Source organism: Sporosarcina aquimarina (assembly GCF_023715615.1).
In the GTDB taxonomy this organism is placed as follows: domain Bacteria; phylum Bacillota; class Bacilli; order Bacillales_A; family Planococcaceae; genus Sporosarcina; species Sporosarcina aquimarina_A.
Genome location: NZ_JAMBOM010000001.1, coordinates 1024823 through 1050063, shown reverse-complemented (window position 1 = coordinate 1050063; position 25241 = coordinate 1024823). Strand labels below are relative to the sequence as shown.

The following is a 25241-nucleotide window of genomic DNA, read 5'->3' as shown; positions in this document are numbered from 1 at the left end:
GCCATGACGACATCTAAGATCGATTTCAACCTTACCGATTCCCGTAAAGAAAAACCGAACGAAGAGAATCTTGTATTTGGTCGACATTTCACTGACCATATGTTCATTGCAGATTATGTAAAAGGGCTGGGTTGGCAAAACCATCGTATCGTTCCGTATGCACCGATTTCGCTCGATCCCGCGGCCATCGTATTCCATTATGGTCAGACAGTATTCGAAGGATTGAAAGCTTATCGTGCTAAAGATGATTCAATTCGTCTATTCCGCCCAGAAGAGAATTTCAAACGGCTAAATCGTTCCTTAGACAGACTATGTATGCCTCAGGTGGACGAAGAAAAAGCGATTGAAGGACTTCTGGAATTATTGAAAGTAGAAGAAGAATGGGTTCCTAAGTTAGAAGGTAATTCCCTTTACATTCGTCCATTTGTGATTGCAACGGAAGCTTTTTTAGGAGTTGCTCCAGCTACGACTTATCAGTTTTACATCATCCTGTCTCCAGTAGGGTCTTACTATGAAGAAGGTATCCATCCGGTTAAAATCTTAGTTGAAAATGAATTTGTCCGCGCTGTCAAGGGTGGGACCGGTGGTGCTAAGACGGCAGGAAACTACGCTTCTGCATTGAAAGCACAGGAAACTGCAAGTGAACAGGGCTACTCACAAGTAATGTGGCTCGATGGAGTGGAACGAAAGTATGTCGAAGAAGTTGGAAGTATGAATATTTTCTTTAAAATAGATGGTGAAGTCATTACTCCTGCCATTAATGGAAGCATCCTTGAAGGGATTACCCGTAAATCCATTATCGAGCTTCTCCATCATTGGGGAATCCCTGTGACAGAACGTAAAATTTCAATGGAAGAATTGGCTGCAGCTCATGAATCAGGAAAATTAGAAGAAGTTTTCGGTACGGGCACAGCAGCTGTTATTTCTCCTGTTGGAGAATTGAACTGGAATGGTAAAATTATGACCGTCAATGATGGCAAGACAGGTTCTCTTTCAAAAAAGCTATATGAGACATTAACGAAAATACAATTAGGTGAAGAAGAAGACACACTTCAATGGATAACAAAACTTTCGCCATCATCTGTAAAAATAGGTTAACATAAAACAAAACCCGACACTTCAAGTGTCGGGTTTTGTTTTATGGCTTAATGAGCATCTGGGAAAATTCGCTTCATCGCATCTCCGACTTCATCGAAAAATCCTTCTACTGGTTCCCCATCTCGAATCTGGTCGCTGTACTCATCAATCTGTTTTGCAGAGTCAGGATTTGTGGATACATATACTTGGTCAGTATCTGCTCCTGCTTCCTTAGCTTTGTCGGCAATTTTGTCATCTAATTCTTTCGAAGAAGTAGTCCCCTCTTTAAGAGTCACACCAACATACGCACTGTTGTTCATCTTAAGAACTCTTGCATGATCGACTTCTTCTAGGCTAGAGACGGCGTCTGCAATCTCATCAGCGTTCTCGACAGTTTGATCGTTTGTCGCATCATCGTTTGTGGTGTCATCATCAGTACCATCCATGTCTGTCGTTGTATCATTTTCATTCTCCACGACACCTGTGTCGTTTGTTTGATTTTCCACATCTTTATCTTTTTTCCCACATGCAGCAAGCGATAACATCAGCAGGCAAGCAGCGAATACCATCCAAAATTTCTTCATTTGTCTCTCCTCCATATCTGTTTACAGACAGTATGGACAAAAAGTAGAAAAACTATGTGTATTTTTGTCAAAGATGAATATCAATACGCTTGGTGGTATGGCGCTCAACTTCATTCATGTCCACTTCATATCCCATGCCATTAAATTTAGATACCGTGATCGTCCCATCTTCCACTGTGACTTCAGGTGTAATAATATCGCGATCCCAATATGAAGAAGAACCCGCTGTATCTCCAGGAAATGTGAAATTCGGCAATGTAGTAAGTGCAATATTGTGTGCTCGTCCAATTCCTGCTTCCAACATACCTCCACACCAAACTGGGATTCCGGCTTCCTGGCACACGTCATGGATTCGTTTAGCTTCTGCCATTCCTCCAACACGACCTATTTTAATATTCATAACACGGCAGCTACCTAGTTCAATAGCTTTTCGTGCATCCTCAGCGGAAAGAATACTTTCATCCAAACAAATCGGTGTTTGGATTTGCCGTTGTAATGTTGCATGATCAACGATGTCATCAGATGCTAGGGGCTGTTCGATCATCGTTAAGCTGAACTGATCCAGCTGTTTTAGTAATTTCAAATCATCTAATGTGTAAGCGGAGTTTGCGTCCGCCATGAGTGGAACTTTAGGAAAACGTTCACGGATTTCCGAGAGTAACTTCATATCGTGTCCGGGTTTAATTTTCACTTTTATTCGTTTAAAACCTGATTTCAAACTCTGGTTAATTCGTTCAGCTAACGTATCGATATCCGCTTGAAGTCCGATGCTGATTCCTACGTCGATTTTTTCTTTCTTACCACCTATCGCCTCTGTTAATGTAATTCCTCGTCGTTTTGCCCAGCAGTCCCAAACTGCACACTCAACTGCAGCTTTTGCCATATTGTTTTTTCGAATCGATTTAAAAATTTCATTCACTTCATCAGGGTGTTGGATAGTCTTTCCTTTTAGCAACGGTACTAAAAAGTCTTGGATTATATGTAAAGAAGTCTCTGTCGTCTCTTCTGTATACCAAGGTATGGAAAACGCTACACCTTCTCCATAACCTTTATTTCCCCTTTCATCGATCACTTCAATTACGAGAAATTGTCGAGTTTGCATCGTTCCGAAGCTTGTTGAAAATGGATTCTTCATCGTCATTTCCAATTTCCGAATGATTACATCACGAATAATCATTTCATCTTCCCTTCCTTCATTAACAAAACCGCACGTAAGAAACACATGCGGTTTTGTTCGTTAGTATTTACCTGTTTTTCCGTCGTATTCGTCTAGCAATTCAGCGAAACTCTTATTCGCTTCCCGCTCTTTTTTATCTTTTATCTCTTGTTCCTTGCGAGCTTCTTCCTCTTTTGCTTCCGCTTGCGAGAGTTCTTGCTTCGCTTCTTTTAGTTTAGAAAGAACATCCTCCCCCAATGCGTCGACGAGTCGGAGTGCACCATCATCTTTCGGTTTGTTTTCTGAACGTTGTTGATTTCTTTTTTTCGCCATGGTTGTTCTCCTCTTTTCTACTTACAGACGCTCGACAATTGTCGCGACACCTTGTCCGCCACCAATACAAAGTGTAGCTAATCCACGTTTTGAATCACGCCGTTTCATTTCATATAACAGTGTGACAAGTATTCGTGCACCACTTGCCCCAATCGGGTGACCAAGTGCAATTGCACCACCGTTCACATTTAGTTTTTCAGCATCAAATTTCAATTCCCGATCTACTGCAAGTGATTGAGCTGCAAATGCTTCGTTTGCTTCAATCAAATCCATATCATCTAACTTGAGGTTCGATCGTTTCAACACATTTGAAACCGCCTGTACAGGCCCGATTCCCATTACTGCTGGATCTACTCCCGCATTTGCATTTGCAACAATTGTTGCGAGCGGCGTAATCCCAAGTTCATCCGCCTTCGTTTTAGACATGATGACTAATGCAGCAGCCCCATCATTTAGTCCTGATGCGTTACCAGCGGTCACACTTCCATCCTTTTTAAATGCCGGCCGAAGTTTGGACAGTTTCTCTACAGTCGTACCTTCTTTAATATATTCGTCTTCCTTGAATAGGATTGGTTCACCTTTACGTACAGGAATTTCAACCGGAACAATTTCATCAGCAAACTTTCCAGCTGTGCGCGCTGCAGAAGCTTTTCTCTGAGAATTGGCAGCGAATTCGTCTTGTTCTTTACGAGACAAACCATAACGATCACACAGATTTTCTGCAGTGACACCCATATGATAATCGTTAAATGCACACCAAAGTCCATCTGAAATCATAGTATCTACCATTTTTTGATCACCCATTTTAAATCCTTCACGTGCATTATTCAGGACATATGGTGCTTGACTCATACTTTCCATACCACCGGCAACGATTACTTCTGCATCACCTGATAAAATTGCTTGTCGGGCAAGCTGGACCGCTTTTAATCCGGAACCACATACTTTATTAATCGTCATCGCTGGTACCTGTTCAGGAAGCCCTGCTTTTAATGATGCCTGACGAGCCGGATTTTGTCCAAGACCCGCTTGTAGTACATTCCCCAAAATGACTTCATCCACGTCTGCTCCTGTAAGCCCAGCCCGATTTATAGCTTCTTTAATGACAAGAGCACCTAGTTCTGTTGCGCTCACATTTTTCAATGCGCCTAAAAATGAGCCGATCGGTGTTCTTACAGCACTTGCAATTACGATTTGTTCTGACACTATGATTCCCCCTATGTGTTTATGAGTCTTTCCCTTTATGAAATACAGAACATTCCCACATATGAATTGCCTGCATCTGCTACAGTCCGTTAGAATAGGCTGTAGGAGGGATTGTATGTTTAGTTTACCAAAAAAAGTGACAATTATCGAGGTAGGACCCCGCGATGGTCTACAAAACGAGAAGAACCAGGTTGAAACCGATGTAAAGCTAGAATTTATCCGTCTATTAAAAAAATCCGGAGTAACTGAAATGGAGCTGACCTCGTTCGTGTCTCCTAAATGGGTACCACAAATGAGTGACGCGCTAGAAATTATGAAGAAGGCAGACTTAGTGGAACGCTCGATTGTCCTTACTCCCAATGCGAAAGGAGTCGAACTTGCCCAAGAAGCCGGTGCTAAAAGTCTCGCAGTCTTTGTAGGTGTGAGTAATACATTTAATCAAAAAAATATTAACCGTACGACTAATGAGAGTGTAGAAGCGCTTGCTCCGGTAATACTTAAGCTAAAAGATGAAGGCGTTTTTGTTCGCGCTTGTATTTCTACTGCGTTTTATTGTCCATACGAAGGGAAAATTGAAGTGGATGATTGTATTGAACTCTGCAGACAGTTTGTCGCGCTAGGTGTAGATGAGCTTAGCGTTGCTGATACTATTGGTATGGCCAATCCTGTCGAGACCTATGAACTTTTCACACACCTTCGACAGTCATTCCCTTCGGTACTGCTAACTGCTCATTTCCATGACACTAGAAAAATGGCACTCGCAAACATTTTTGCATCCTTGCAAGCAGGCATTGACCGATTCGATTCGGCAGCTGGCGGCCTTGGCGGATGTCCATTTGCTGTTGGCGCCACTGGAAATGTTGCGACCGAAGATGTAGTGAACATGCTAGATTCACTAGAAATCTCTACAGGTATCGATGTAAAACAAGTGTGTGAAGCAGTTGAAAAAATTGCACCACATGTCTCACGGCCGATCGAGAGCGGCATGTACCGTTTGTATGAAAACGGAAGGATCTAAGGAGCTGAAATTATTGAGAAAGCGTCTGCTTGCAATTACAGGTGGTGTCACTTTCATTGCGACTGCTCTGGTAACTACATTTGGCATCCTAGCTACCAATCGCTTAATGTTTCTTAAAATAAAAGATACCGATGTTGTTTTAAAACGAGAATCCATCGCTCGTCGATTCGATGCGCACTGGTATGAAACGGTACCGAAAACGACAATGCGTATCCAATCGCCCAATGGATATTTGTTGCACGCAATCTATCTAAGACCTCTTGATACTACAAGAACAGTAATTATTTGCCACGGGGTTACGGAAAATAAAATAAATTCAATGAAGTTTGCGCGTATGTTCGAACGTCTTGGATTTAACTCTGTTGTATACGATCATCGTCGGCATGGAGATTCTGGTGGAAAGACGACCAGTTTTGGATTCTATGAAAAAATGGACCTACGCGCAATAATTCAAGCAGTCCGGGAGCGTATTGGTCGACGGGCTTTACTCGGAATTCATGGTGAATCGATGGGAGCAGCAACGATGATTTTGACAGCGGGGACTTATCCAGAAGAAGCGGATTTTTATGTAGCCGATTGTCCTTTTTCGGATTTTACTGATCAGGTTTTTCATATTTTGAAAACAACCACGCCGCTACGTACCCCTAAGGTTATTCGAATTGCTAATATCTTTTTGAAGCTCCGCGATGGTTATACTACTTCTCTAGTTTCTCCAAAACAAGTCATCGCTCAGGTAGCACACCCTATGCTTTTCATTCATAGTTTGGAAGATGATTTCATCCTACCAACCATGACTGAGGAGTTGTATGAGCAAAAAAATGGCGGAAAGTCTATTAAACTTTTTCCAAAAGGTGCGCATGCTAGATCGTTTAACGAAAATCCAGAAGAATATGAAGCTACTGTTAAACGCTTCTTAAGAAAATATGGGTATTTAAATTGAAAAACCCGTTCAATATTATTGAACGGGGTGCTTTTTTATTCATGATAGTCATATAAGCCTATTATATCAACGTTTTTATTTCTTTTTCTTAGAGTCTTTTTCAGACGCCTTAGACATTTGAGCCATCATTTGATTAATTTTCTTTTGAGAAGGTTTCTGCCCCATCTGCATCATCATCATTCGAAGCATATCTTCATTAATCGGTGGGTTATCTTTCAAATACTTCATCATATATTGACGAGCTAAGAAGAAACCAAGAGCAACTCCTGCTGCAAGTGCAACAATAATTCCAACGATCCACCAAATAGTCATACGTACTACCTCCCCTACTGCAATAGTCCAAGTGTTTCCACCAAGAAGGATTATACAGCATCAGAACCCCAGTACGCAACGTCTCAGTTATCACAATGCGTTTTTCTTCTGCCACACGACTGCAAGTTAACGAATATTTCATAAAATATTCAAACTCAAACGAAGACGTATTGGGGTTCTAACGGAGAAGACGTATAGCGTACCGGCTTTAGCCAACCCCATTCGCCAGCTTCATCCATAATAGCAAAATAGCGGTCTTCCACACTTGAAAGTGCTACAAACAAATCTAAATCGAGCATGCGTGAACCGTGGCAAGCTGCATGTAATGCATGAGAAGAAAAACCGATATCAATCGTGCCTTTCAATGGATGGGTCAATGTATATTTCATATCTCCAGCTTCTACTGTATGAAAATTCTTTCCGAGTTCGCTCATAATCGCCTGTTCGACATCACTAATTTCCAATCGATCGCATAAATATCGAACTTCTTGTAAATGATTCTCTCGACCATCTGCTTTCAATAAATCATATAGCAGTTTTTCACGTCCAAGGACAAAAGTCTGGTACATTTCTTTGATTTTATAAATTCCATATGTTCGCATGTATGACCACTCCTTTACATTATCGTACAGGAGGTGGTTCGCAAAGGCTGTCACTTGGCGGAATAGAACATCACTATTTATGTCGAAACGTCTAAATAGTAAGATATATAACTAAAATCTAGTGAGAGTTATACTTCATGAAAATCTAAAGTTTTTTTTACTAATAAAAGCAGAGGCTAAGTTGGCCTCTGCTTTTATTAGTTATAACTTATTTACCTACCATTGTTTCTACTTTCGATACAACATTTTCAACACTGAATCCGTATTCTTTCATGACAGTTTCACCCGGCGCACTTGCACCGAATGTGTCGATAGCAAGGACATCACCGTCGTTTCCGACGTATTTATGCCAACCGAGAGATGATCCCATTTCGAGAGATAGACGCGCTGTCACAGCTTTAGGAAGAACTTGTTCTTGATAAGCCGCATCTTGCTCTTCAAACCGATCCCATGAAGGCATTGAGACGACTGCGACATCAATTCCCTTCTCATTCAGTTTCGCTTGTGCTTCTACAGCTAGGCTAACTTCTGACCCTGTTGCAATCAAGATTGCTGCAGGTTGGTCTGCTTTAGAAGGTGATACGGTATACGCACCTTTACTGACTCCTTCAGATGCCAGTTCTGCTGACTTTTCAAGTACTGGTAAGTTTTGACGTGACAATACAAGAACAGTCGGTTTATTCGTTGAAGTGACAGCTAAATTCCATGCAGCTGACGTTTCGTTACCGTCAGCAGGACGGATCACAGACAAGCCAGGCATTGCACGAAGTGAAGCTAAGTGCTCAACTGGTTCATGTGTAGGGCCATCTTCACCAACAGCAATGCTGTCGTGAGTAAATACATAGGTTACAGGAATGCCCATTAACGCAGATAGACGGACTGCTGGACGAACATAGTCACTGAATACGAAGAACGTTCCGCCGAATACATTCAAACCGCCATGAAGTGTCATTCCATTTAAAGCAGCACCCATTGCGAATTCGCGTACACCAAACCAGATGTTGCGACCATCAAAACTACCTGGAAGGAAATCTCCTGCTCCTTTAATTGAAGTTTTGTTAGAACCTGCAAGGTCTGCACTACCACCGAAGAATGAAGGGAGAGCCTTTGCAATTGCATTAATTGAATCTCCTGATGCTGAACGTGTTGCAACGGACTTTCCTGCTTCATAAACAGGCAACTGCGCTTCGACTGCGCTTTTATCTGTTCCATCAATTGCTTTTTTCAGTTGAGTTGCAAGTTCACCATGTTCCTTTTCATAAGCAGCAAATAAGTTGTTCCATTCAGACTCACTGTCCACACCAAGCTTCTGTACAGATGTTTTAAACTGTTCATAGACTTCTTGAGGAACGTGGAAGTCTTCTTCAAATGTCCATTTATAGGCTTCTTTTGTTAATTTCATCTCATCTTCACCAAGAGGTGCGCCGTGAGCATCCGATTTACCAGATTTATTTGGTGAGCCATATCCAATGACGGTTTTCACTTCGATTAGTGTCGGTCCACCTGTATTTTGTTTTGCTTGTTCAATAGCATTAGACAAGTGAGCGGTGTCATTGCCATCACCTACGTGAATGTAGTTCCATCCATAGGACTCAAATCGTTTTTGGATTTTCTCTGTAAAGGACATGTCCAATTCCCCATCTAGGGAAATGTCATTGCTGTCATAGAGAACAATTAGCTTATCCAATTCAAGGTGGCCCGCAAGTGAAATAGCTTCAGCGGCTACACCTTCCATTAAGTCTCCATCACCACAAAGTGCATATGTGTAATGATCGACAACATTAAAACCTGGTTTATTGTATGTGGAAGCAAGGTGTTTTTCAGCCATTGCCATTCCGACAGCCATTCCAATACCTTGTCCAAGCGGTCCTGTTGTCGCTTCAACTCCAGCGGTGTGTCCATATTCAGGATGACCCGGTGTTTTAGATCCCCACTGACGGAAGTTTTTCAATTCTTCCATTGGAAGATCATATCCACTTAAATGGAGCATGCTATAAAGCAACATCGATCCATGTCCAGCCGATAATACAAAGCGATCCCGGTTAAACCAAGAAGGATTTGTTGGATTATGGTGCATGTGCTGTGTCCAAAGTACATAGGCCATTGGCGCAGCTCCCATAGGAAGGCCAGGATGGCCAGAATTTGCTTTTTCGATTGCGTCAATCGACAACGTCCGAATCGTATTAACCGCCAGTTGATCAATAGTGTTGGTCATCGGTAATTACACCCTTTCACATTCTCTTATTTTAACTAGATTCCTCATCCATTGTAATGAAAAAACCGCAGGAATACAAACTGCGGTCAGAAAGATATGGGATACTTAATTTAAAAACTTCTTGTTTTGAGCATCTTTCACTTTTTCAGGCGTTACGTCATTTCCGTCAGGATCCACAACTTTAACATTTTCGATCGTGTCTCTCATTGTTGAACGGAAAGTTTTCAAATACTCACTACGCAACTGGGATTGCTCTTTCGCTTCTTCAATGGAAAGACCTGATGTTTTAGCTTTTTTTGCAAGTTCATTAATACGTTTTATCTTATGTTCTTCTAGCATAACGTTCCCTCCATTTCGAATTCGTCAATTAGAACGTAAACAAAAATGAAAGGAAGTGCAACCAATTAGCCTTCTTGCTCCGCATTATATTCTTGATACCGTCTATGTACAGTCGCTTTGCTGACGTTATGCCCGAGGCCTTTGAGTACAGATGTAATCTCTTCAAATGTCAGCCCTTTGTCTCGTAAAGAAACAATTTCTTGAACTGGTGCCTCAACTCTTTCTCTACCTTCCGCATTCCCTTGGTTGCTTAAATTACGTTCTGGTCGATACCCAGCCTCCACGGCGCGTTTCATACCTCTTCTAATTTTAGCGTTATGTAGCTTTCTCTGATATTCCTCTACTATGGCAAGAATCTCAAGAAGCATGGAGTCCATTTCGTTCAATTCTAATGGGCCATTGTCATGATTGGTAAAAACGGAAGTGTTTGTTTTCGCAAGCAAGTGCAAAACTGCAACACGCGCATTGCCTCTACCGAGTCGTGTTTCATCTTGAATTAGGACAGCATCAACGGAGTCTTCCTTGATATAATCAAGAAGATCCAATAGACCTTCCCGATCCAATTCGTATCCACTGTGTTTGTCTGTAAATGTTGCTGCTACTTTAAACCCCAATGATTCTGACAAGTTTGTCAGTTCTTCGTGTTGTCGGGCGAGTGATAGCTCCTGTGTATCTTTTTCTGTACTAACTCTACAATACAAGACGCAATTTCCTCTATTCCCCATTATTCTCCCTCCTCTGCAAGAACGAGTCGAGTATCGTCAACCTCCGACTCAATATAAGAAGGTAACTTAAGATCTTCACCTGCAATAATAGCAGAATCCGTTAAATTATTCAGTGTCGCTACCTCATGAATCCAGCGGTCAGTCGGTATTTCACCTGCATAACGTTCGGCTAGCTGTGAAAGTGTATCTCCTTCAACGATTGTCACTTCAATAATATCTTGAGGAACAGAAAGTTTATGAATAAGAACGAATGCTAATACTGCAAATAATGCGAATGCCGCTATAAGATTTTTGTTTTTCCGGATAAGTATCATGATTGGTTTCCCCTTTCAGAATGTACGTTCGGTTCTATATTTTTATTATATGCGAACACGGGTTTGTATGTCAACACTAAAAATTAGAACCTTTGTTTGCTATGTGTACGAACACCTGTTATACTATTTTCATAGAAACACTTCGCAGAGCACCGTCCGCTGCAAAAAAAGTGAAGAGGTGAACATATTGAAAAAGATCTCCAAAAGACAGGAGGATATCCTGACTTTCATTAAAGATGAAGTTCAAAAAAAGGGGTATCCACCTTCCGTACGGGAAATTGGTGAAGCTGTAGGACTTGCTTCCAGCTCAACAGTTCATGGCCATCTTGCGAGACTCGAAAGTAAAGGTCTCATTAGACGTGACCCGACCAAGCCCCGTGCAATCGAAATCTTGGACCAACAAGGTATGGACGAGTTAAAAACTGGCGTTGTTCATGTTCCACTAGTCGGAAAAGTTACAGCTGGGACTCCTATCACCGCTATTGAAAATATCGAAGAATACTTTCCTATCCCGGATACGTTTGGGACTTCTGAGGATAACTTGTACATGTTGGAAATCGTAGGAGATAGTATGATCGAAGCGGGTATTTTAAATGGTGATCGCGTTGTTGTGAAGCAGCAACATAATGCGAACAATGGAGAAATTGTCGTTGCGATGACTGAAGAAGATGAAGCAACTGTTAAACGCTTCTTTAAAGAAAAAGACTATTTCCGTTTGCAACCTGAAAACTCTTCAATGGATCCTATAATTATTGAGAATGTCTCAATTCTAGGAAAAGTGGTCGGTGTTTACCGGACGATTCATTAAATTTCTATATAAAAACTGCGTACTCGTCACAACTGATGAGTACGCAGTTTTTTTAGTTTTTGCTATGAGGAGTTATTTGGGTTTATGAGCACTTTCCTGGGGGTTATGAGCACTTTCCACAGGTTATGAGCATTTCCTCGAGTTTATGAGCACTTTCCACGGGTTATGAGCATTTCCTCGAGTTTATGAGCACTTTCCACGGGTTATGAGCATTTCCTCAAGTTTATGAGCACTTTCCACGGGTTATGAGCATTTCCTCAAGTTTATGAGCACTTTCCACGGGTTATGAGCATTTCCTCAAGTTTATGAACACTTTCCACGGGTTATAATCATTTCCTCGAGTTTATGAGCACTTTCCACGGGTTATGAGCATTTCCTCAAGTTTATGAACACTTTCCACGGGTTATAATCATTTCCTCGAGTTTATGAGCACTTTCCACGGGTTATGAGCATTTCCTCGAGTTTATGAGCACTTTCCACGGGTTATGAGCATTTCCTCTAGTTTATGAGCACTTTCCACGGGTTATGATCACTTTTCCAAGTTTATGAGCACTTTCTCAAGTTTATAATCATTTCCCAAGGGTTTATGATCACTTTCCCAAGTTTATGATCACTTTCCACGGGTTATGAGCATTTCCTCGAGTTTATGAGCACTTTACACGGGTTATGATCACTTTTCCAAGTTTATGAGCACTTTCTCAAGTTTATGATCATTTCCCAAGGGTTTATGATCACTTTCTCAAGTTTATGATCACTTCCCAGAGGTTATGATCATTTAATCAAGTTTATGAGCACTTTCCACAGGTTATGATCATTTCCTCAAATTTATAAGCACTTCCCGCAGTTTACAAGCACTCTCCAAGATTTTTCAGCTCTCACAAGTTCTCCACTAGTTACGCTTTGATCAATTCCTGTTCAATCAGTCGTTCAACAGATGAAAGAATGGCTACTTTTACATGTTCGTATGTGAGACCGCCTTGCACGTAGGCTGTGTAAGGTGGACGAATTGGGCCATCAGCTGTCAACTCGATGCTGGAGCCTTGGATGAAGGTCCCTGCAGCCATGATGACATCGTCTGAGTAGCCTGGCATATAGGATGGCACTGGACTCACGTGGGCATCGATTGGTGAGTTGGCTTGAATCATTTGGCAGAATGCAACCATCTGTTCGGCATTTTGGAACGAAACTGATTGAATTAAATCTGTTCGTGGTGCAGAAAAATGGGGGGAAGTCACAAGTCCATAGGATTCAAGCATTCCCGCTGTAAATTGTGCACCTTTTACGGCTTGGCTCACGGTATGTGGTGCAAGGAAAAAGCCTTGGTACATCTCACGTAACGTATCGAGCGATGCCCCCGCTTCTGCACCTAGACCTGGTGACGTCATGCGGTAGCCACATTTCTCAATTAACTCTTTTCTACCTGCAATGTACCCACCAGTACGAGCAAGACCGCCACCAGGGTTTTTGATCAATGAACCCGCCATAAGATCTACGCCTACATCTGTGGGTTCAAGCTCTTCGACAAATTCACCATAACAGTTATCAGTAAATATAATAATATCAGGATGATTTGCTTTTATTCTCTTGACCATGTCAGCAATTTCAGAAACTGTGAAGGAAGGTCGATCTGCGTACCCTCTTGACCGCTGAATTGCGATCATTTTTGTGTGTGAATTAATTTGACGTTCTACCTCTTCAAAGTCGACAGTTCCATCCTCTAATAAATCCACGTGATGGTAGCCAATATTAAAATCTTGTAAGGAGCCAGTATCTTGTTCTCCTCCTGAAACAATGGATTCTAATGTGTCATATGGTTTCCCTGTTATATAAAGCAATTCGTCTCCAGGTCGCAAAATCCCGAAAAGGCTAATGGCAATTGCGTGAGTTCCTGAGATGATTTGTCCACGTACTAAACTTGCTTCTGCCCCAAAAACATCGGCGTATAATTGTTCCAGCACTTCTCTGCCCGCATCATCATATCCATATCCAGTAGAACCGGTTAAATGAAAGTCACTCACTTGGTTTTTTCTGAATGCTGCCAGTACTTTCTTTTGATTCATGAAAGCTATACGTTCTGTAGCTTTTGCATAAGGTTGTAGCTCGGTTTCGACTTTTTCTGCACGATTTAAGATTTCATCGTTCAATTGCTGTATACTCATTCAGGATGCTCCAATCTGTACCTTAGGTTCAAAGCCCATTTTAGCAGGTAGAACGCTTTCGGTAAACGGAAGAGACATCCCGACAATCTTAAGACATGTTGAACGGAGGAACATTGAAGTGACATGGGATGTATTTAGTCTAATCGGTACAGCTGCATTTGCAATTTCAGGTGCTATTGTTGCGATGGAGGAAGACTTTGATATGTTTGGAGTCTATATATTAGGAATGGTAACTGCTTTTGGTGGAGGTGCGGTACGTAACGTATTCATCGGAGTGCCTGTTTCGGTCCTTTGGGGACAAGAACTGTTCTTTACAGTGGCTTCCGTTCTAATAGCCGTGATTTTTTTCTTTTCAGGCTACTTACTGAAGACGTGGAATCGATGGGGATCTTACTTTGATGCAGTAGGATTAGCTGCCTTTGCGATTCAAGGTGCCCTGATGGCCGTTGAATTGGAGATGTCTCTGTTTGCTGTAGTGGCGGCTGCGGTTTTAACAGGTGCCGGAGGGGGAGTTATTCGTGACTTACTTGCTGGACGCCAGCCACTTGTCTTTAAAAGTGATATATATGCGGTATGGGCTGCGCTTGCAGGGCTAATTGTCGGCTTTGATACGTATATACATGACGCTGCGCTTTATATTCTACTAATCGTTACAGCGGCTTTACGTATGTTATCTATTAAGTTTCACTGGCAACTGCCTCAACGCTCATTATTACCAAAATAAAAAAGGCCAATCACGGCCTTTTTTTATTGCTCATCTTTCAGAATAACTGGTTTTGCTGGCACATACGTAGAGATCGCGTGCTTATAGATAAGTTGTTGTTTGCCGTCTGATTCTAGAAGAACCGTATAGTTATCATACGACTTAATCATACCTTTCAGCTGAAAACCATTTGTTAAAAATACAGTTACAAACGTATTATTCTTTCTGAGTGAATTCAGGAACGTATCCTGCATATTGGCATTTGCCATCTCGTTTCCCCCCACAGTTCTTATTCGCAATTAATGCCTGCTTTTTGTATTCGCTACATGCAACTGAAATCCCTTTACTTCGTTACATATTTTCTGAACCAGCTGATTTTTCTCTGTTGTGGCATCATACCAATTAACTTCAAGCTTGTTACGGAAGTAGGTCATCTGACGTTTTGCATAATGACGTGTATTCTTTTTAATAAGTTCAACTGCTTCCTCCACGCGTAATGCCCCTTCAATTGCTTGGTACAATTCTTTATATCCAATCGCCTGAACAGATTGGACATCGCGAATCCCTTGTTTCCACAGACCCTGTACTTCACCTAGTAATCCTTTTTCCATCATGAGGTCAACACGTCGGTCAATCCTTCCATAAAGGATTTCTCTTGGCAGTTCAAGGCCAACAATATAAGAATTGTACATTGGTGTCGCCCCTTGGTCTGCTTCGTGATTCGCTTTTGTCTCACCACTCACCTCAAGGATTTCTAAAGCTCTTACTAGTCTTCGGTGATTATTAGGATGGATTTTTTCAGCGCTCACAGGGTCTTGTTGAAGTAGCCGTTCGTATAGTACATGCGCACCTAAAGTTTCAAGCTCACCTTCAAGTCGAGCTCGTACTTCTAGGTCGGCTGCTGCTTCAGTAAACCTGTAATCAAAAAGCACGGACTGCATATATAATCCGGTACCGCCCGCTAGTATAGGAAGTTTTCCACGGGATTGGATCTCGGCAATCTTTTCCCGGACGATTTGCTGATACTCTGCTGCTGAAAACGATTCAATTGGAGATTTGATATCAAATAGATGATGAGGAATGCCTTCCATTTCGTCTAAAGTGATTTTCGCTGTCCCAATATCAAGTCCGCGATAAACCTGCATTGCATCGCCATTAATTACTTCCCCATCGAGGCATTGAGCAAGTCCTACCGCAAGGGCGGTCTTACCGGAAGCTGTCGGGCCAGCAATTGCTAGTACATCCGCTGAACGAGTCATAGATTCTTCACCCACTGCTTCATCATATTCAACACAGGTTCTCTGGAAGGTCCTTGTAAGGATTCATGCCTTACACCTTCGTAAAGATATGCGGTAACGTTTTCAACGCCTGCATCCTTATACATTTCAGCTGCTTCAAAAATTCCACTGCCCATATTCCCTACAGGATCCTCTGCACCTGCAAATAGAAGTATAGGCAATTTCTTAGGGACAGATTCGTAGGCGGTTGTTGAACTAATAATTTTTAATCCGTCGAATAAAACTTGGAAGAAACTATTTGTAGAAACCGCACCAGAAAGCGGATCATCAATATAGTCTTGTACCGTCTGTCGATCTGTTGAAAGCCAATCGAATTTCGTCTCTGGATTTGAGACTGTTTTATTGTAGCCTCCAAAACCGATCGTATCGAGAACATTACTCGGAGCATGCGCACCATCTTTGATGGATAAAATCGAAGCTAAGAGACTGCCACCTACTCTTGTCAGACCAGGTTTTCCAGCTGTCCCTGAACAAATTAGTGCGTCTATTTCAGAACCGTATTTTTGAGAAAAACGGCGTACAACGAACGATCCCATACTATGTCCGAACAAAATGCGAGGTAGGTTGGGATATTCCACTTTGTATACATCCATCACTTCCAGAACATCTTCAACGAGTCTATCAAATGTAACGCCATCTCCAAAATCGCCAAGCTGGTGATGATCTAATGCTCGTTGCCCGTGTCCACGCTGATTATAACCAGTTACGATATAGCCTGAATGTGCAAGGTCGTTCATGACAGCCTCATATCGACCTATATGCTCGGCCATGCCATGAACTATATGGATGTGTCCACAGGGTGTTCCTGATGGTTCCACGTAATAGGAATCAAGTATAACACCGTCTGACATTGTAAGTATCTGTGCTTTCATTTTCATTCCTCCCTTACATTACACGTTTGAACATTTTTTCAAGTTCATACGTCGTGAAATGGACTAAAACAGGTCGACCATGGGGGCACGTATACGGATTTTCTGCCTTACCGAGATCATTTAACAAGCGATTCATATCCTCCATCGTTAAGTAATGATTTGCTTTAATAGATTTTTTACAACTCATCATGATTGCGGTGTCTTCACGTAATTTTGCAATGTTCACCTGCCGAGTGTGTAAAACTTGTTCAATCATTTCTTCAATAATTGAAGAGGCTTCTGCAGCAGGAAACCAGGAAGGATACTCTTTTACGGTGTAGGATGAGGGGCCGAATTGTTCAAGAAAGATGCCAACGTCCTCTAGCGCATCCAGTCGCTCTTCAATTTTGAGTTGCTCATCTGCAGAGTAATGAAAAATCAAAGGCATTAATAGCATTTGTCGTTCTTCATGATCCACTTCCGCAATTTTCGTCCTAAAATATTCATACTTAATGCGCTCCTGTGCTGCATGCTGATCAATCATATAAAATCCATCCTCATTTTGTGCCACAATATAAGTGCCGTGGACTTGTCCGACTGGTAATAGCTTCGGGAACGAGGCTTTTTGTTCGGAGGTTTCCACATTTTCTGCTACCTCTTCTTGATGAGTAGCTGACACTAGTTCATCTTCAGAGTAGGAAGTTTCGGATGTCTCAACATGGTCGAACTGACCTTCCGGATCGATGTTTAGATTTTCACTTGGTGCAAGCTCTTCAACCGTCCAAGCAGGTTTTTGTTGGGATGGATAGTTACTTGTCGTTTGAAAACTTTGCACTGGTTTCGTACTGCTTTCAGGATGCTTCCAAAACGATTCTTGGACGCTAGGTGTACTTGGTTTTTTCTTTTCTTTTACAATTGCATCCGGAACAATGATCGCCTTTTTTACTGCCGCATGAACCCCATCTCGAACTGCAGCGAGCAATTCTCCTTCTTTACTCACTTTAATGTATTGCTTGGAAGGATGAACGTTGACGTCTGTTAGATAAGGATCCGCTTCTGCCTGCAATACAATAATCGGAAACCGACCAATCGGCAAATATGTATGCAGTGCATTCAAAACGGCTTTATTTACAGGATAACTTTTAACCCATCGACCATTGATAAGCACCGTCATGTAGTTCTTAGAGGCCCGTGTCATTTCGGGTAAGGTTACATAACCGCTAACTTTATAGTCTGCATTTTCAGCTTGGAAGGGAATCATTTTTTTTGCTACTGCAATCCCATAAACATCAGATAGTACGCGAAGCAAATCACCAGAACCAGACGTTTTCAGCAACACTTGCTGACCATGGGCTAAACGAAATGATATATCTGGATGGCTGATTGCAAGCCGATTAACTAAGTCAATTGTGTGACCGATTTCCGTTTGGATTGTCTTCATATATTTCAATCGGGCAGGGGTGTTGAAGAACACTTGTGAAACCGTAATATCCGTTCCTTGACGGAGAGATGCCGCACGATGGTTCAAGACCTTCCCACCTTCAATATCGACTTCGGTTCCACTTACACCATCAGACGTCCAAAGGTGTACTTTCGAAACAGCTGCAATACTAGCAAGGGCCTCTCCACGAAAACCAAGTGTACGAATTCTGAACAGGTCATGCTCATTATCAATTTTACTTGTTGCGTGCCGTTCAAACGCTCGAACCGCGTCTGTTGTGGTCATACCCTTTCCATTATCCGTTATACGAATACTTGTTAGTCCTGCTTCTTCCAGCGTAATTTCAATCGTTGTACTGCCTGCATCGATTGAATTTTCCACAAGCTCTTTCACGATGGATGCAGGTCGCTCTACAACTTCTCCAGCTGCAATTTTATTTGCCAATGGTTCGTCCATCACCTTAATGATATCCATCGTCTCGCTCCCTTCTTATTACAGTTTTGCTTTTAGTTCAAATAATAGCTGCAAGCCTTGTAATGGAGTAGTATTCGCTAAATCTATAGCTTTCAGTTTCTCAAGGATTTCGTTTTCTTCAGGTGGCTGTACAGCAACTGGTTCTTCAGATCGTAAGTCAAAGAAACTAATTTGTTCACTCGGTGGAAGCTGAATTTTTTCAGAAGTTTTCTGATTCTCGAATCCTTCCAGTAGTTCTCTTGCCCGTTGCAGTAATTCAGACGGTAAGCCAGCTAGTTCAGCGACGTGGATTCCGTAACTTTTATCAGCCGGACCTGCCATCACTTTGTGTAGGAAGACAACTTTCCCTTCTTGTTCCATTGCTGCGACGTGGACATTCATCAGACTATCCAACCGTTCATCGAGAGCAGTCAACTCGTGGTAATGTGTTGAAAATAGTGTATTTGCACCGATTTCGTCATGGATGTATTCCATCATCGCTTGCGCTAAAGCCATGCCGTCATACGTGGACGTCCCCCGTCCAATTTCATCAAACAACAAGAGGCTTCGATCTGTAGCATGCGCAATCGCTTGTTGGGACTCCAACATTTCCATCATGAAAGTACTTTGTCCTGAGGCCAAGTCATCCGCTGCACCGATTCTCGTGAAGATTTGGTCTGTAATCGGTAGTGATGCAAACTCGCAAGGAACGTAACAACCGATTTGCGCCATAACTACTGTCAATGCGACTTGACGCATGTATGTACTTTTACCCGACATATTAGGACCGGTAATTAATAGCATATTGGCATCGGTTGCTAACTTACAGCTGTTCGGTACATAGAGCGAGTGGTCCATCATTTTTTCGACGACCGGATGTCTACCGTTTCGAATATCGAGTGCTCTATCTTCGGTGAAATTAGGTTTTACATAGCTTTGTGTTTCTGAAATCTCAGCGAACGCGAGCAAAACGTCCAATTCACTAAGGACAGACGCAAGTTGCTGGATTTGTTCGATGCCCTGTTTCATTTGCTCCCGAACTTTTGCAAATAACGTATATTCGAGATCTAAACTCTCTGCCTCCGCATTCAATATCAGCTCTTCTTTTTCTTTCAGCTCAGGTGTTATATAACGCTCAGCGTTTGCTAAAGTCTGTTTACGTTCATAGCGCGTTAAATCCGCAAGATGTAGATTGGATTTTGTAATCTCAATGAAGTAACCAAAAATTCGATTGTAACCAATTTTTAATCCTTTAATCCCTGTTTTCTGACGTTCTTTCTGTTCCAGTTCAGCAAGCCATAACTTACCGTTTCTGGAAGCATCACGATACGTATCCAATCTTTCATTGTACCCATCTTTAATGACGCCTCCTTCTTTCACGGAAAGAGGTGGTGACTCAGCAATAGACATTTCAAGGACTGCACATTGTTCTGTACACGGATCGATGCGTTTAGAAAACTCCACTAATTGCTTCTTATCTGAATCAGCAAGTTGCTGTTTTAAAGCAGGAACTGTTCGAAGCGAATTTCGTAGTTGTGCAAGGTCACGTGCGCTTGCGCTTCCCATTGAAATCCTACCAGCCAATCTCTCTAAATCGTACACTTCACGTAGTGCTGACTTCACATCATCCCGTAAAAAGTAGGCATCCATCAGTTCCGAAACCGTATCCAATCTATGCTCTATTTCTAGGCGGTCTGCGAGCGGTTGGCGAATCCAAGTTTTCAATTTACGAGCACCCATAGCGGTATTGGTTTCATCGAGTAGCCAAAATAATGTTCCCTCTTTCCCACCAGAGCGAATCGATTGCACGAGCTCCAAGTTTCGCATGGAGTTTGCATCAATCGTCAGCTTAGCTTCCCTAGCTAGAAATTTAAATGGTTGCAAGTGTTCTAAGCTTGTTTTTTGCGTCTGTTGAAGATAGGCGACGAGGCGTTTACATGCACCCGTCGCCATTTCCGGGATTGCTTCAAAAAGTTCCCTGCCGTGCGGCTTATATAGCTCTCTATCACAAATGGATAAAACAATGCCTTTGTTTTGGCTAATATCACCAAGCATCAGCTGCATTTGTTCATCAACGACCGCTTCTTTCATTCCAAGGGATTCCACTGCAGCCGCAAGTGCCCCCTCGTCTCCTTGGATGTGTTCCACTGTACCTTCACCAGTTGCAAGATCCACATAGGCAAACGCAGATAAGTTTTCAGAAATTCGATCGAAGGACCCGATGAAATGATTGGAATTGGAATCGATGTTTTTACCTTCTGTAATCGTACCTGGCGTAATAACTTTCACGACTTCCCGTTTTACAATACCCTTTACATGTCTTGGGTCTTCTGTTTGCTCACAGATTGCAACTTTATAGCCCTTGCTGACAAGAGTTTCTATGTATCCTTGAGCGGAATGATAGGGAACGCCACACATTGGAATTCTTCCAGACTCTCCACCTTCACGGCTCGTTAATGTAATTTCAAGTATATGAGATGCTTCTGTCGCATCGGTAAAAAACATTTCATAAAAATCACCTAATCTAAAGAAGAGAAAAGCATCTTCATATTGAGATTTTATTTGTAAGTACTGTTGCATCATTGGTGTATGTGTTGTCATTCTATTTCCCTCACAGCCTAAATAGTATTCCTTAAGTATAACAGAAGATGAGTCCATTCGTTGACGAAAGCTCAATCGTTTTCATTCCAAAAAAAAGAAAAAAGCCGAAACATGCTTCGGCTTTTAAAACTGAGAATTATCTTTTCCTACTCTTGAACCTGCCTCATTTGAATGACTCTGATGGTGAGATGACTCATCGAATGACCACTCTTCTTCGAAGTCATTTGGGTGAACTGTAATCATGACCTTCGTTTCCCCAATTACTTCCGCCACGAGCTCACGTTCCACTTTGATTAAGAATTTTTCTTTGCACTCCGAGATGATTGCCTCTGTGCAGTTTGGTTGTTGCAACACTTCTACTCGAATTTCTTCTTTAGATGAAGACGGTTCATCCCGATAGCGTAATCGGATAACATCCTTGTACGTCACTGTTTCCGTGAATACTGAAGTTTTGGAATGATCGTGGTGAGAGTACCAGACATTGACATCAAATTTACCCGAAACTTCAATGGATGAGCCAGTTTTTTTGGCACTATGGGTGTGATTGATGACCCAGCAGCCAAGAATACTGGAAGGACGGTTAGGCGGGATGAGCGTGACTTCTTTTTCTGTACGCTGCTTCCCTTTGGCAATCACTGCCTTCGTAACGACTTGTCGTAGATTCTTCAGTTTTCTTCCTCCTTCGTGGACTTCTTTACATCCTATGCAACAGGAGCCCAGAAAGTGAAAAAATCGGAGGAGAATTTTTCTCCCCCGACTTGAAAGTTAGGTTAAAGGCTTATGTTGAGTGCTTTGAACGTAAGAACCTGTCTGCCCTTTTAGTACATCTCCACCAGTAGACTCAATGATTTCATCAGTTACTCGATTGGAAATCGTATTTGAAATTAATTGCAGTAAATCGTTCACATCATTTTGAGATTGCTTAAATTCTTGAACCAAAGGAATCTCATCGATTTCGTTTTCGATTTGCTCAATTTTCTTTTCAATAATTCCAAGGGCACGCTCTTTGTCGTATTCTTGAAAATTGACGGCTTGTTTTTGTAAGGATTTCAAGCTTGCAATTTTTTCTCTTACTTTTTTGTTTTCATTAATATGAGCTTCTGTTTTCTTGAACAATTCTACTTGTTCCGTGTTTGCGACCATATGTGCAAGTTCTCTTGATTTTACAATAATCTCGTCTTTTGTATATAGTTTTTCCATTATAATACCACCTTTTCCTCTTCTTTTACTCCGATATATTCTCCGTCGAGTGACCAAGATTTCGCTTCAGTTATACGAACTTGAACAATTTTACCGATGACATTAGATGGCGCTCGGAAGTTCACCAATTTGCTTTTTTCGGTATATCCAGAGAGTACTTCTTTATTTCGTTTACTTTCGCCTTCTACCAACACATTTACAATTTTGCCTTGATAGGGTTTCATCCCAGCTGCTGAGAAATCATTGACAACTTTGTTTAGTCGCTGAAGTCGATCCTTCTTCACTTCCATTGGGACATTATCTTGCATCTTCGCAGCTGGTGTACCTTCTCTTGGAGAATAGATATATGTGAAAGCCATGTCAAATCCGACTTCATTATACAACGAAATGGTTTCTTGAAATTGTTCTTCGGTTTCATTTGGAAAACCGACTATAATATCCGTTGTCAGCGTTACGTTGGGAATTGCCTTTTTAATCTTCGTTACGAGATTTAAAAAGTGCTCCCTCGTATATTTTCTAGACATTAACTTCAAGATCTCACTAGAACCAGATTGAACTGGTAAGTGGATGTGATTAACTAAGTTACCACCTTTAGCGAGGACCTCGATGAGATGATCATCAAAGTCACGCGGATGACTTGTCGTAAAACGGATTCGCGGAATATCAATCTTGCGAAGCTCGTCCATCAGATCTCCTAATCGATAATTACCATCTTCAAAATCTTTTCCGTATGCATTTACATTTTGACCAAGCAATGTAATTTCCTGATAGCCAGCAGCAGCTAGCTGACGCACTTCCAGAATAATGTCTTCTGGACGTCGACTACGCTCTTTCCCTCGAGTGTACGGCACGATACAGTACGTGCAGAATTTATCACAGCCATACATAATGTTAACCCAGCCTTTAATATTGCCTTTTCGCACTCTCGGAAGGTTTTCTATGATATCTCCTTCTTTTGACCAAACCTCAACTACCATTTCTTTTGAGAGATACGCCTCCCGTAAAATTGCAGGCAGCCTATGGATGTTATGCGTTCCGAATACCATATCAACCTGGTCGTACGTTTTGAGGATTTTATTTACAACTGATTCTTCTTGTGACATACATCCGCATACACCGATCAGCATATCCGGACGTTCAAGTTTAAGTGGCTTCAAATGTCCAAGTTCACCGAACACTTTGTTTTCAGCGTTTTCACGGATTGCGCACGTATTCAATAGAACAACATCTGCGTCTTTGACTGTGTCCGTCGGTTCATAGCCAAGTCCCACTAAAATCCCGGCAATAACTTCCGTATCGTGTTCGTTCATTTGACAGCCGTATGTCCGTATGTAAAATTTGCGTCCAATTCCCATTCCTTGAAATTGTTCATCAATCTCAAAATCATCGTGATAGGAAATTTCTTCTTTGCCACGTTTCTTAGCATCTTTTAAAGATGGCGGGGTATAAACAGATTCGAAATACTGACTGTAGTCTTTTTCTGTGGTAGTAGGTGCTTGTCCCGCTAGCCGTTGTTCTTCGTTCATGCAATGAGCCCCTCTCTTGTTTCTGTTCATCTAGTTGAAACCAAACAGTAGGTATCCCCATTATACTGAAGGGATTGACGTCTGTATACGAGCATAAGGGATTGTCCCCCATTTGTCACAGAAAAAAACTGCGGAGGAAAGTTCTCCACAGTTTTTGTTTTCATAATGCTTGCTGACGAGTTCTTTTCTCAACAAATAATTTTAAGGCGGTCCGGCCTTCTCCATTAATTTCAATATCTGCAAAAGCCGGTGCACATATCAAATCACTCCCGCTTGGAGCTACAAAGCCACGTGCAATCGCAACTGCTTTTACTGCCTGATTTAAGGCACCTGCACCTACAGCCTGCATTTCAGCAAATCCCTGATCTCTGATGACTGCAACAAGAGCTCCTGCAACTGAATTAGGATTCGAGCGTGATGATACTTTTAATGGATTCATGGTATTTCCTCCTTGTAAAGAATAGTGTATGGAATGCAGTTCTCCATGCACTATCCTATGAAGGAGATGGAACAATTAGACGCTCAATTCAAGACTGAAACGGTGAATCTTCATTGATCATTATTCGTTCAATAGAACGTGCGCGACCTGTCTGATTATCAATGTCAATGATGACGCCGTTCAGCTGTGCTCTTCCTTGTTTCGGTACTTGGAAACGGACGGGCATATTTGTCTGGAATCGATAAATGACATCTTCTTTCTTCATGCCTAATATTGCGTCATATGGTCCCGTCATGCCGACATCTGTAATATAAGCCGTTCCTTCTGGTAAAATTCGGCTGTCCGCAGTTTGTACATGTGTGTGTGTACCAACTACACCAGAAGCACGTCCATCTAGATGCCACCCCATAGCGATTTTTTCACTCGTTGCTTCTGCGTGAAAATCGACGAAAACAAGTGGTGTACGCTCTTTCGCTTCTTTCAAAAGATCATCCGCTTTTTTAAAGGGATCGTCATGTGGTGGTAAGAATGTACGACCGTGTAGATTCATGACTGCTAATGTGACACCGCCACGCTCAATGTATGTCATTCCTTGACCAGGTGCTTCATCTGAAAAGTTTGCAGGACGGATTAGTGAATCCGTTTCGTCGATGAAATCATAAATCTCTTTATGATCCCACGTATGATTTCCCATCGTGACTACGTCTACTCCAGCTCGAAGTAAATCGTCAAAAATCGCTTTCGTAATCCCTCTTCCAGAAGCCGCATTTTCACCGTTTACAATCACCGCATCCGGTTCGTATTTTCGTTTCAATCGAGGTAGGTAATCAAATACCATATCTCTCCCTGGCGAACCGACGATATCTCCAATAAATAACACTTTCATTTCTTTTCCTCATTTCCAAAAAGAAAAAGGCTTCCAGTATTCAGCAGGAAGCCTT

26 protein-coding genes are annotated in these 25241 nt (G+C 41.9%); 5 read left to right on the top strand and 21 right to left on the bottom strand.

The window, feature by feature from the left end; all coding sequences use genetic code 11:
• Positions 1-3: 3 nt before the first annotated feature.
• The gene (locus tag M3197_RS04855; protein WP_251659166.1) at positions 4-1098 is read left to right on the top strand and encodes a branched-chain amino acid aminotransferase; all 1095 of its coding nucleotides are present in this window, start codon (positions 4-6) and stop codon (positions 1096-1098) included.
• A gap of 47 nt (positions 1099-1145) precedes the next feature.
• On the opposite strand, the gene M3197_RS04850 is transcribed toward M3197_RS04855, so the two are convergent.
• The 4 genes from M3197_RS04850 to M3197_RS04835 all read right to left on the bottom strand — a co-directional run bounded on the left by M3197_RS04850 (position 1146) and on the right by M3197_RS04835 (position 4356).
• Positions 1146-1661 (bottom strand): YhcN/YlaJ family sporulation lipoprotein, encoded by a 516-nt coding sequence (locus M3197_RS04850; protein WP_251659163.1) that lies wholly within the window; start codon positions 1659-1661, stop codon positions 1146-1148.
• 67 nt (positions 1662-1728) lie between these two features.
• Complete coding sequence (gene menC, locus M3197_RS04845; RefSeq protein WP_251659161.1) at positions 1729-2838, bottom strand: o-succinylbenzoate synthase; 1110 nt, start codon at positions 2836-2838, stop codon at positions 1729-1731.
• Between the two features lie 60 nt (positions 2839-2898).
• Positions 2899-3150: a YqkE family protein gene (locus tag M3197_RS04840; protein WP_251659159.1), complete on the bottom strand. Its 252-nt coding sequence runs from the start codon at positions 3148-3150 to the stop codon at positions 2899-2901.
• A gap of 21 nt (positions 3151-3171) precedes the next feature.
• Positions 3172-4356, bottom strand: a complete 1185-nt coding sequence (locus tag M3197_RS04835) for an acetyl-CoA C-acetyltransferase (protein WP_432813967.1) — start codon at positions 4354-4356, stop codon at positions 3172-3174.
• A 115-nt stretch (positions 4357-4471) separates the two neighbouring features.
• Between M3197_RS04835 and M3197_RS04830 the strand changes: the two genes are divergently transcribed.
• Together M3197_RS04830 and M3197_RS04825 are read left to right on the top strand one after the other, a co-directional pair.
• Positions 4472-5374, top strand: coding sequence for a hydroxymethylglutaryl-CoA lyase (locus M3197_RS04830; protein ID WP_251659157.1), 903 nt, complete (start codon positions 4472-4474; stop codon positions 5372-5374).
• Entirely contained in the window at positions 5355-6314 is a 960-nt protein-coding gene (locus M3197_RS04825) for an alpha/beta hydrolase (RefSeq protein WP_251659155.1), read from the top strand. The genes M3197_RS04830 and M3197_RS04825 overlap by 20 nt, the downstream gene beginning before the upstream one ends.
• A gap of 75 nt (positions 6315-6389) precedes the next feature.
• Here M3197_RS04825 and M3197_RS04820 read toward each other — a convergent pair whose 3' ends face one another.
• The 6 genes from M3197_RS04820 to yneA form a co-directional block, all read right to left on the bottom strand.
• Positions 6390-6626 carry a YneF family protein gene (locus M3197_RS04820; protein WP_025784961.1) on the bottom strand — a complete coding sequence of 79 codons (237 nt, stop codon included), beginning with the start codon at positions 6624-6626 and terminating at the stop codon, positions 6390-6392.
• Between the two features lie 155 nt (positions 6627-6781).
• Entirely contained in the window at positions 6782-7228 is a 447-nt protein-coding gene (sirA, locus tag M3197_RS04815) for a sporulation inhibitor of replication protein SirA (RefSeq protein ID WP_251659153.1), read from the bottom strand.
• A 208-nt stretch (positions 7229-7436) separates the two neighbouring features.
• The gene (tkt, locus tag M3197_RS04810; protein ID WP_251659151.1) at positions 7437-9443 is read right to left on the bottom strand and encodes a transketolase; all 2007 of its coding nucleotides are present in this window, start codon (positions 9441-9443) and stop codon (positions 7437-7439) included.
• A 105-nt stretch (positions 9444-9548) separates the two neighbouring features.
• On the bottom strand, positions 9549-9782 hold the full coding sequence (locus M3197_RS04805) for a DUF896 domain-containing protein (protein WP_251659149.1): 234 nt from the start codon (positions 9780-9782) through the stop codon (positions 9549-9551).
• A gap of 65 nt (positions 9783-9847) precedes the next feature.
• A complete protein-coding gene (locus M3197_RS04800; protein ID WP_251659140.1) occupies positions 9848-10507 on the bottom strand; it encodes a YneB family resolvase-like protein in 660 nt (219 codons plus the stop codon).
• The gene (gene yneA, locus M3197_RS04795; protein WP_251659138.1) at positions 10507-10821 is read right to left on the bottom strand and encodes a cell division suppressor protein YneA; all 315 of its coding nucleotides are present in this window, start codon (positions 10819-10821) and stop codon (positions 10507-10509) included. The genes M3197_RS04800 and yneA overlap by 1 nt, the downstream gene beginning before the upstream one ends.
• A 187-nt stretch (positions 10822-11008) precedes the next feature.
• On the opposite strand from yneA, the gene lexA reads away from it, so the two are divergent.
• Positions 11009-11629, top strand: coding sequence for a transcriptional repressor LexA (lexA, locus tag M3197_RS04790; RefSeq protein ID WP_251659136.1), 621 nt, complete (start codon positions 11009-11011; stop codon positions 11627-11629).
• 893 nt (positions 11630-12522) lie between these two features.
• On the opposite strand, the gene M3197_RS04785 is transcribed toward lexA, so the two are convergent.
• Positions 12523-13788: a methionine gamma-lyase family protein gene (locus tag M3197_RS04785; RefSeq protein WP_251659134.1), complete on the bottom strand. Its 1266-nt coding sequence runs from the start codon at positions 13786-13788 to the stop codon at positions 12523-12525.
• A 118-nt stretch (positions 13789-13906) separates the two neighbouring features.
• Here M3197_RS04785 and M3197_RS04780 point away from each other — a divergent pair, with 118 nt between their 5' ends.
• Positions 13907-14512, top strand: a complete 606-nt coding sequence (locus tag M3197_RS04780; RefSeq protein ID WP_251659132.1) for a trimeric intracellular cation channel family protein — start codon at positions 13907-13909, stop codon at positions 14510-14512.
• 23 nt (positions 14513-14535) lie between these two features.
• Here M3197_RS04780 and hfq read toward each other — a convergent pair whose 3' ends face one another.
• The 10 genes from hfq to M3197_RS04730 form a co-directional block, all read right to left on the bottom strand.
• On the bottom strand, positions 14536-14760 hold the full coding sequence (gene hfq, locus M3197_RS04775; RefSeq protein ID WP_025784970.1) for an RNA chaperone Hfq: 225 nt from the start codon (positions 14758-14760) through the stop codon (positions 14536-14538).
• Between the two features lie 30 nt (positions 14761-14790).
• Complete coding sequence (miaA, locus tag M3197_RS04770) at positions 14791-15750, bottom strand: tRNA (adenosine(37)-N6)-dimethylallyltransferase MiaA (protein WP_251659130.1); 960 nt, start codon at positions 15748-15750, stop codon at positions 14791-14793.
• On the bottom strand, positions 15747-16661 hold the full coding sequence (locus M3197_RS04765) for an alpha/beta fold hydrolase (RefSeq protein ID WP_251659128.1): 915 nt from the start codon (positions 16659-16661) through the stop codon (positions 15747-15749). The genes miaA and M3197_RS04765 overlap by 4 nt, the downstream gene beginning before the upstream one ends.
• 13 nt (positions 16662-16674) lie before the next feature.
• Complete coding sequence (gene mutL, locus M3197_RS04760; RefSeq protein ID WP_251659126.1) at positions 16675-18555, bottom strand: DNA mismatch repair endonuclease MutL; 1881 nt, start codon at positions 18553-18555, stop codon at positions 16675-16677.
• A gap of 18 nt (positions 18556-18573) precedes the next feature.
• Entirely contained in the window at positions 18574-21135 is a 2562-nt protein-coding gene (gene mutS / locus M3197_RS04755; RefSeq protein ID WP_251659124.1) for a DNA mismatch repair protein MutS, read from the bottom strand.
• A 123-nt stretch (positions 21136-21258) separates the two neighbouring features.
• Entirely contained in the window at positions 21259-21771 is a 513-nt protein-coding gene (gene cotE / locus M3197_RS04750; RefSeq protein WP_369795181.1) for an outer spore coat protein CotE, read from the bottom strand.
• Positions 21772-21900: 129 nt separating this feature from the next.
• On the bottom strand, positions 21901-22335 hold the full coding sequence (locus M3197_RS04745) for a YlbF/YmcA family competence regulator (protein ID WP_251659122.1): 435 nt from the start codon (positions 22333-22335) through the stop codon (positions 21901-21903).
• A complete protein-coding gene (miaB, locus tag M3197_RS04740; RefSeq protein WP_251659120.1) occupies positions 22335-23861 on the bottom strand; it encodes a tRNA (N6-isopentenyl adenosine(37)-C2)-methylthiotransferase MiaB in 1527 nt (508 codons plus the stop codon). The genes M3197_RS04745 and miaB overlap by 1 nt, the downstream gene beginning before the upstream one ends.
• Before the next feature lie 160 nt (positions 23862-24021).
• Entirely contained in the window at positions 24022-24300 is a 279-nt protein-coding gene (locus M3197_RS04735) for a stage V sporulation protein S (protein ID WP_025784978.1), read from the bottom strand.
• Between the two features lie 88 nt (positions 24301-24388).
• Positions 24389-25186: a TIGR00282 family metallophosphoesterase gene (locus M3197_RS04730; protein ID WP_251659118.1), complete on the bottom strand. Its 798-nt coding sequence runs from the start codon at positions 25184-25186 to the stop codon at positions 24389-24391.
• Positions 25187-25241: the final 55 nt, after the last annotated feature.

Coding starts and splice junctions, on each gene's coding strand:
- M3197_RS04765 (WP_251659128.1), bottom strand. CDS start 16,661: ATGAAAGCACAGATACTTACAATGTCAGACGGTGTTATACTTGATTCC.
- miaA (WP_251659130.1), bottom strand. CDS start 15,750: ATGACTCGTTCAGCGGATGTACTAGCAATTGCTGGCCCGACAGCTTCC.
- M3197_RS04825 (WP_251659155.1), top strand. CDS start 5,355: ATGAAAACGGAAGGATCTAAGGAGCTGAAATTATTGAGAAAGCGTCTG.
- M3197_RS04730 (WP_251659118.1), bottom strand. CDS start 25,186: ATGAAAGTGTTATTTATTGGAGATATCGTCGGTTCGCCAGGGAGAGAT.
- M3197_RS04800 (WP_251659140.1), bottom strand. CDS start 10,507: ATGGGGAATAGAGGAAATTGCGTCTTGTATTGTAGAGTTAGTACAGAA.
- M3197_RS04785 (WP_251659134.1), bottom strand. CDS start 13,788: ATGAGTATACAGCAATTGAACGATGAAATCTTAAATCGTGCAGAAAAA.
- sirA (WP_251659153.1), bottom strand. CDS start 7,228: ATGCGAACATATGGAATTTATAAAATCAAAGAAATGTACCAGACTTTT.
- M3197_RS04840 (WP_251659159.1), bottom strand. CDS start 3,150: ATGGCGAAAAAAAGAAATCAACAACGTTCAGAAAACAAACCGAAAGAT.
- M3197_RS04820 (WP_025784961.1), bottom strand. CDS start 6,626: ATGACTATTTGGTGGATCGTTGGAATTATTGTTGCACTTGCAGCAGGA.
- M3197_RS04850 (WP_251659163.1), bottom strand. CDS start 1,661: ATGAAGAAATTTTGGATGGTATTCGCTGCTTGCCTGCTGATGTTATCG.
- miaB (WP_251659120.1), bottom strand. CDS start 23,861: ATGAACGAAGAACAACGGCTAGCGGGACAAGCACCTACTACCACAGAA.
- hfq (WP_025784970.1), bottom strand. CDS start 14,760: ATGGCAAATGCCAATATGCAGGATACGTTCCTGAATTCACTCAGAAAG.
- M3197_RS04745 (WP_251659122.1), bottom strand. CDS start 22,335: ATGGAAAAACTATATACAAAAGACGAGATTATTGTAAAATCAAGAGAA.
- M3197_RS04830 (WP_251659157.1), top strand. CDS start 4,472: ATGTTTAGTTTACCAAAAAAAGTGACAATTATCGAGGTAGGACCCCGC.
- mutS (WP_251659124.1), bottom strand. CDS start 21,135: ATGACAACACATACACCAATGATGCAACAGTACTTACAAATAAAATCT.
- mutL (WP_251659126.1), bottom strand. CDS start 18,555: ATGGATATCATTAAGGTGATGGACGAACCATTGGCAAATAAAATTGCA.
- M3197_RS04855 (WP_251659166.1), top strand. CDS start 4: ATGACGACATCTAAGATCGATTTCAACCTTACCGATTCCCGTAAAGAA.
- yneA (WP_251659138.1), bottom strand. CDS start 10,821: ATGATACTTATCCGGAAAAACAAAAATCTTATAGCGGCATTCGCATTA.
- tkt (WP_251659151.1), bottom strand. CDS start 9,443: ATGACCAACACTATTGATCAACTGGCGGTTAATACGATTCGGACGTTG.
- M3197_RS04805 (WP_251659149.1), bottom strand. CDS start 9,782: ATGCTAGAAGAACATAAGATAAAACGTATTAATGAACTTGCAAAAAAA.
- M3197_RS04735 (WP_025784978.1), bottom strand. CDS start 24,300: ATGAATCCATTAAAAGTATCATCACGCTCGAATCCTAATTCAGTTGCA.
- menC (WP_251659161.1), bottom strand. CDS start 2,838: ATGATTATTCGTGATGTAATCATTCGGAAATTGGAAATGACGATGAAG.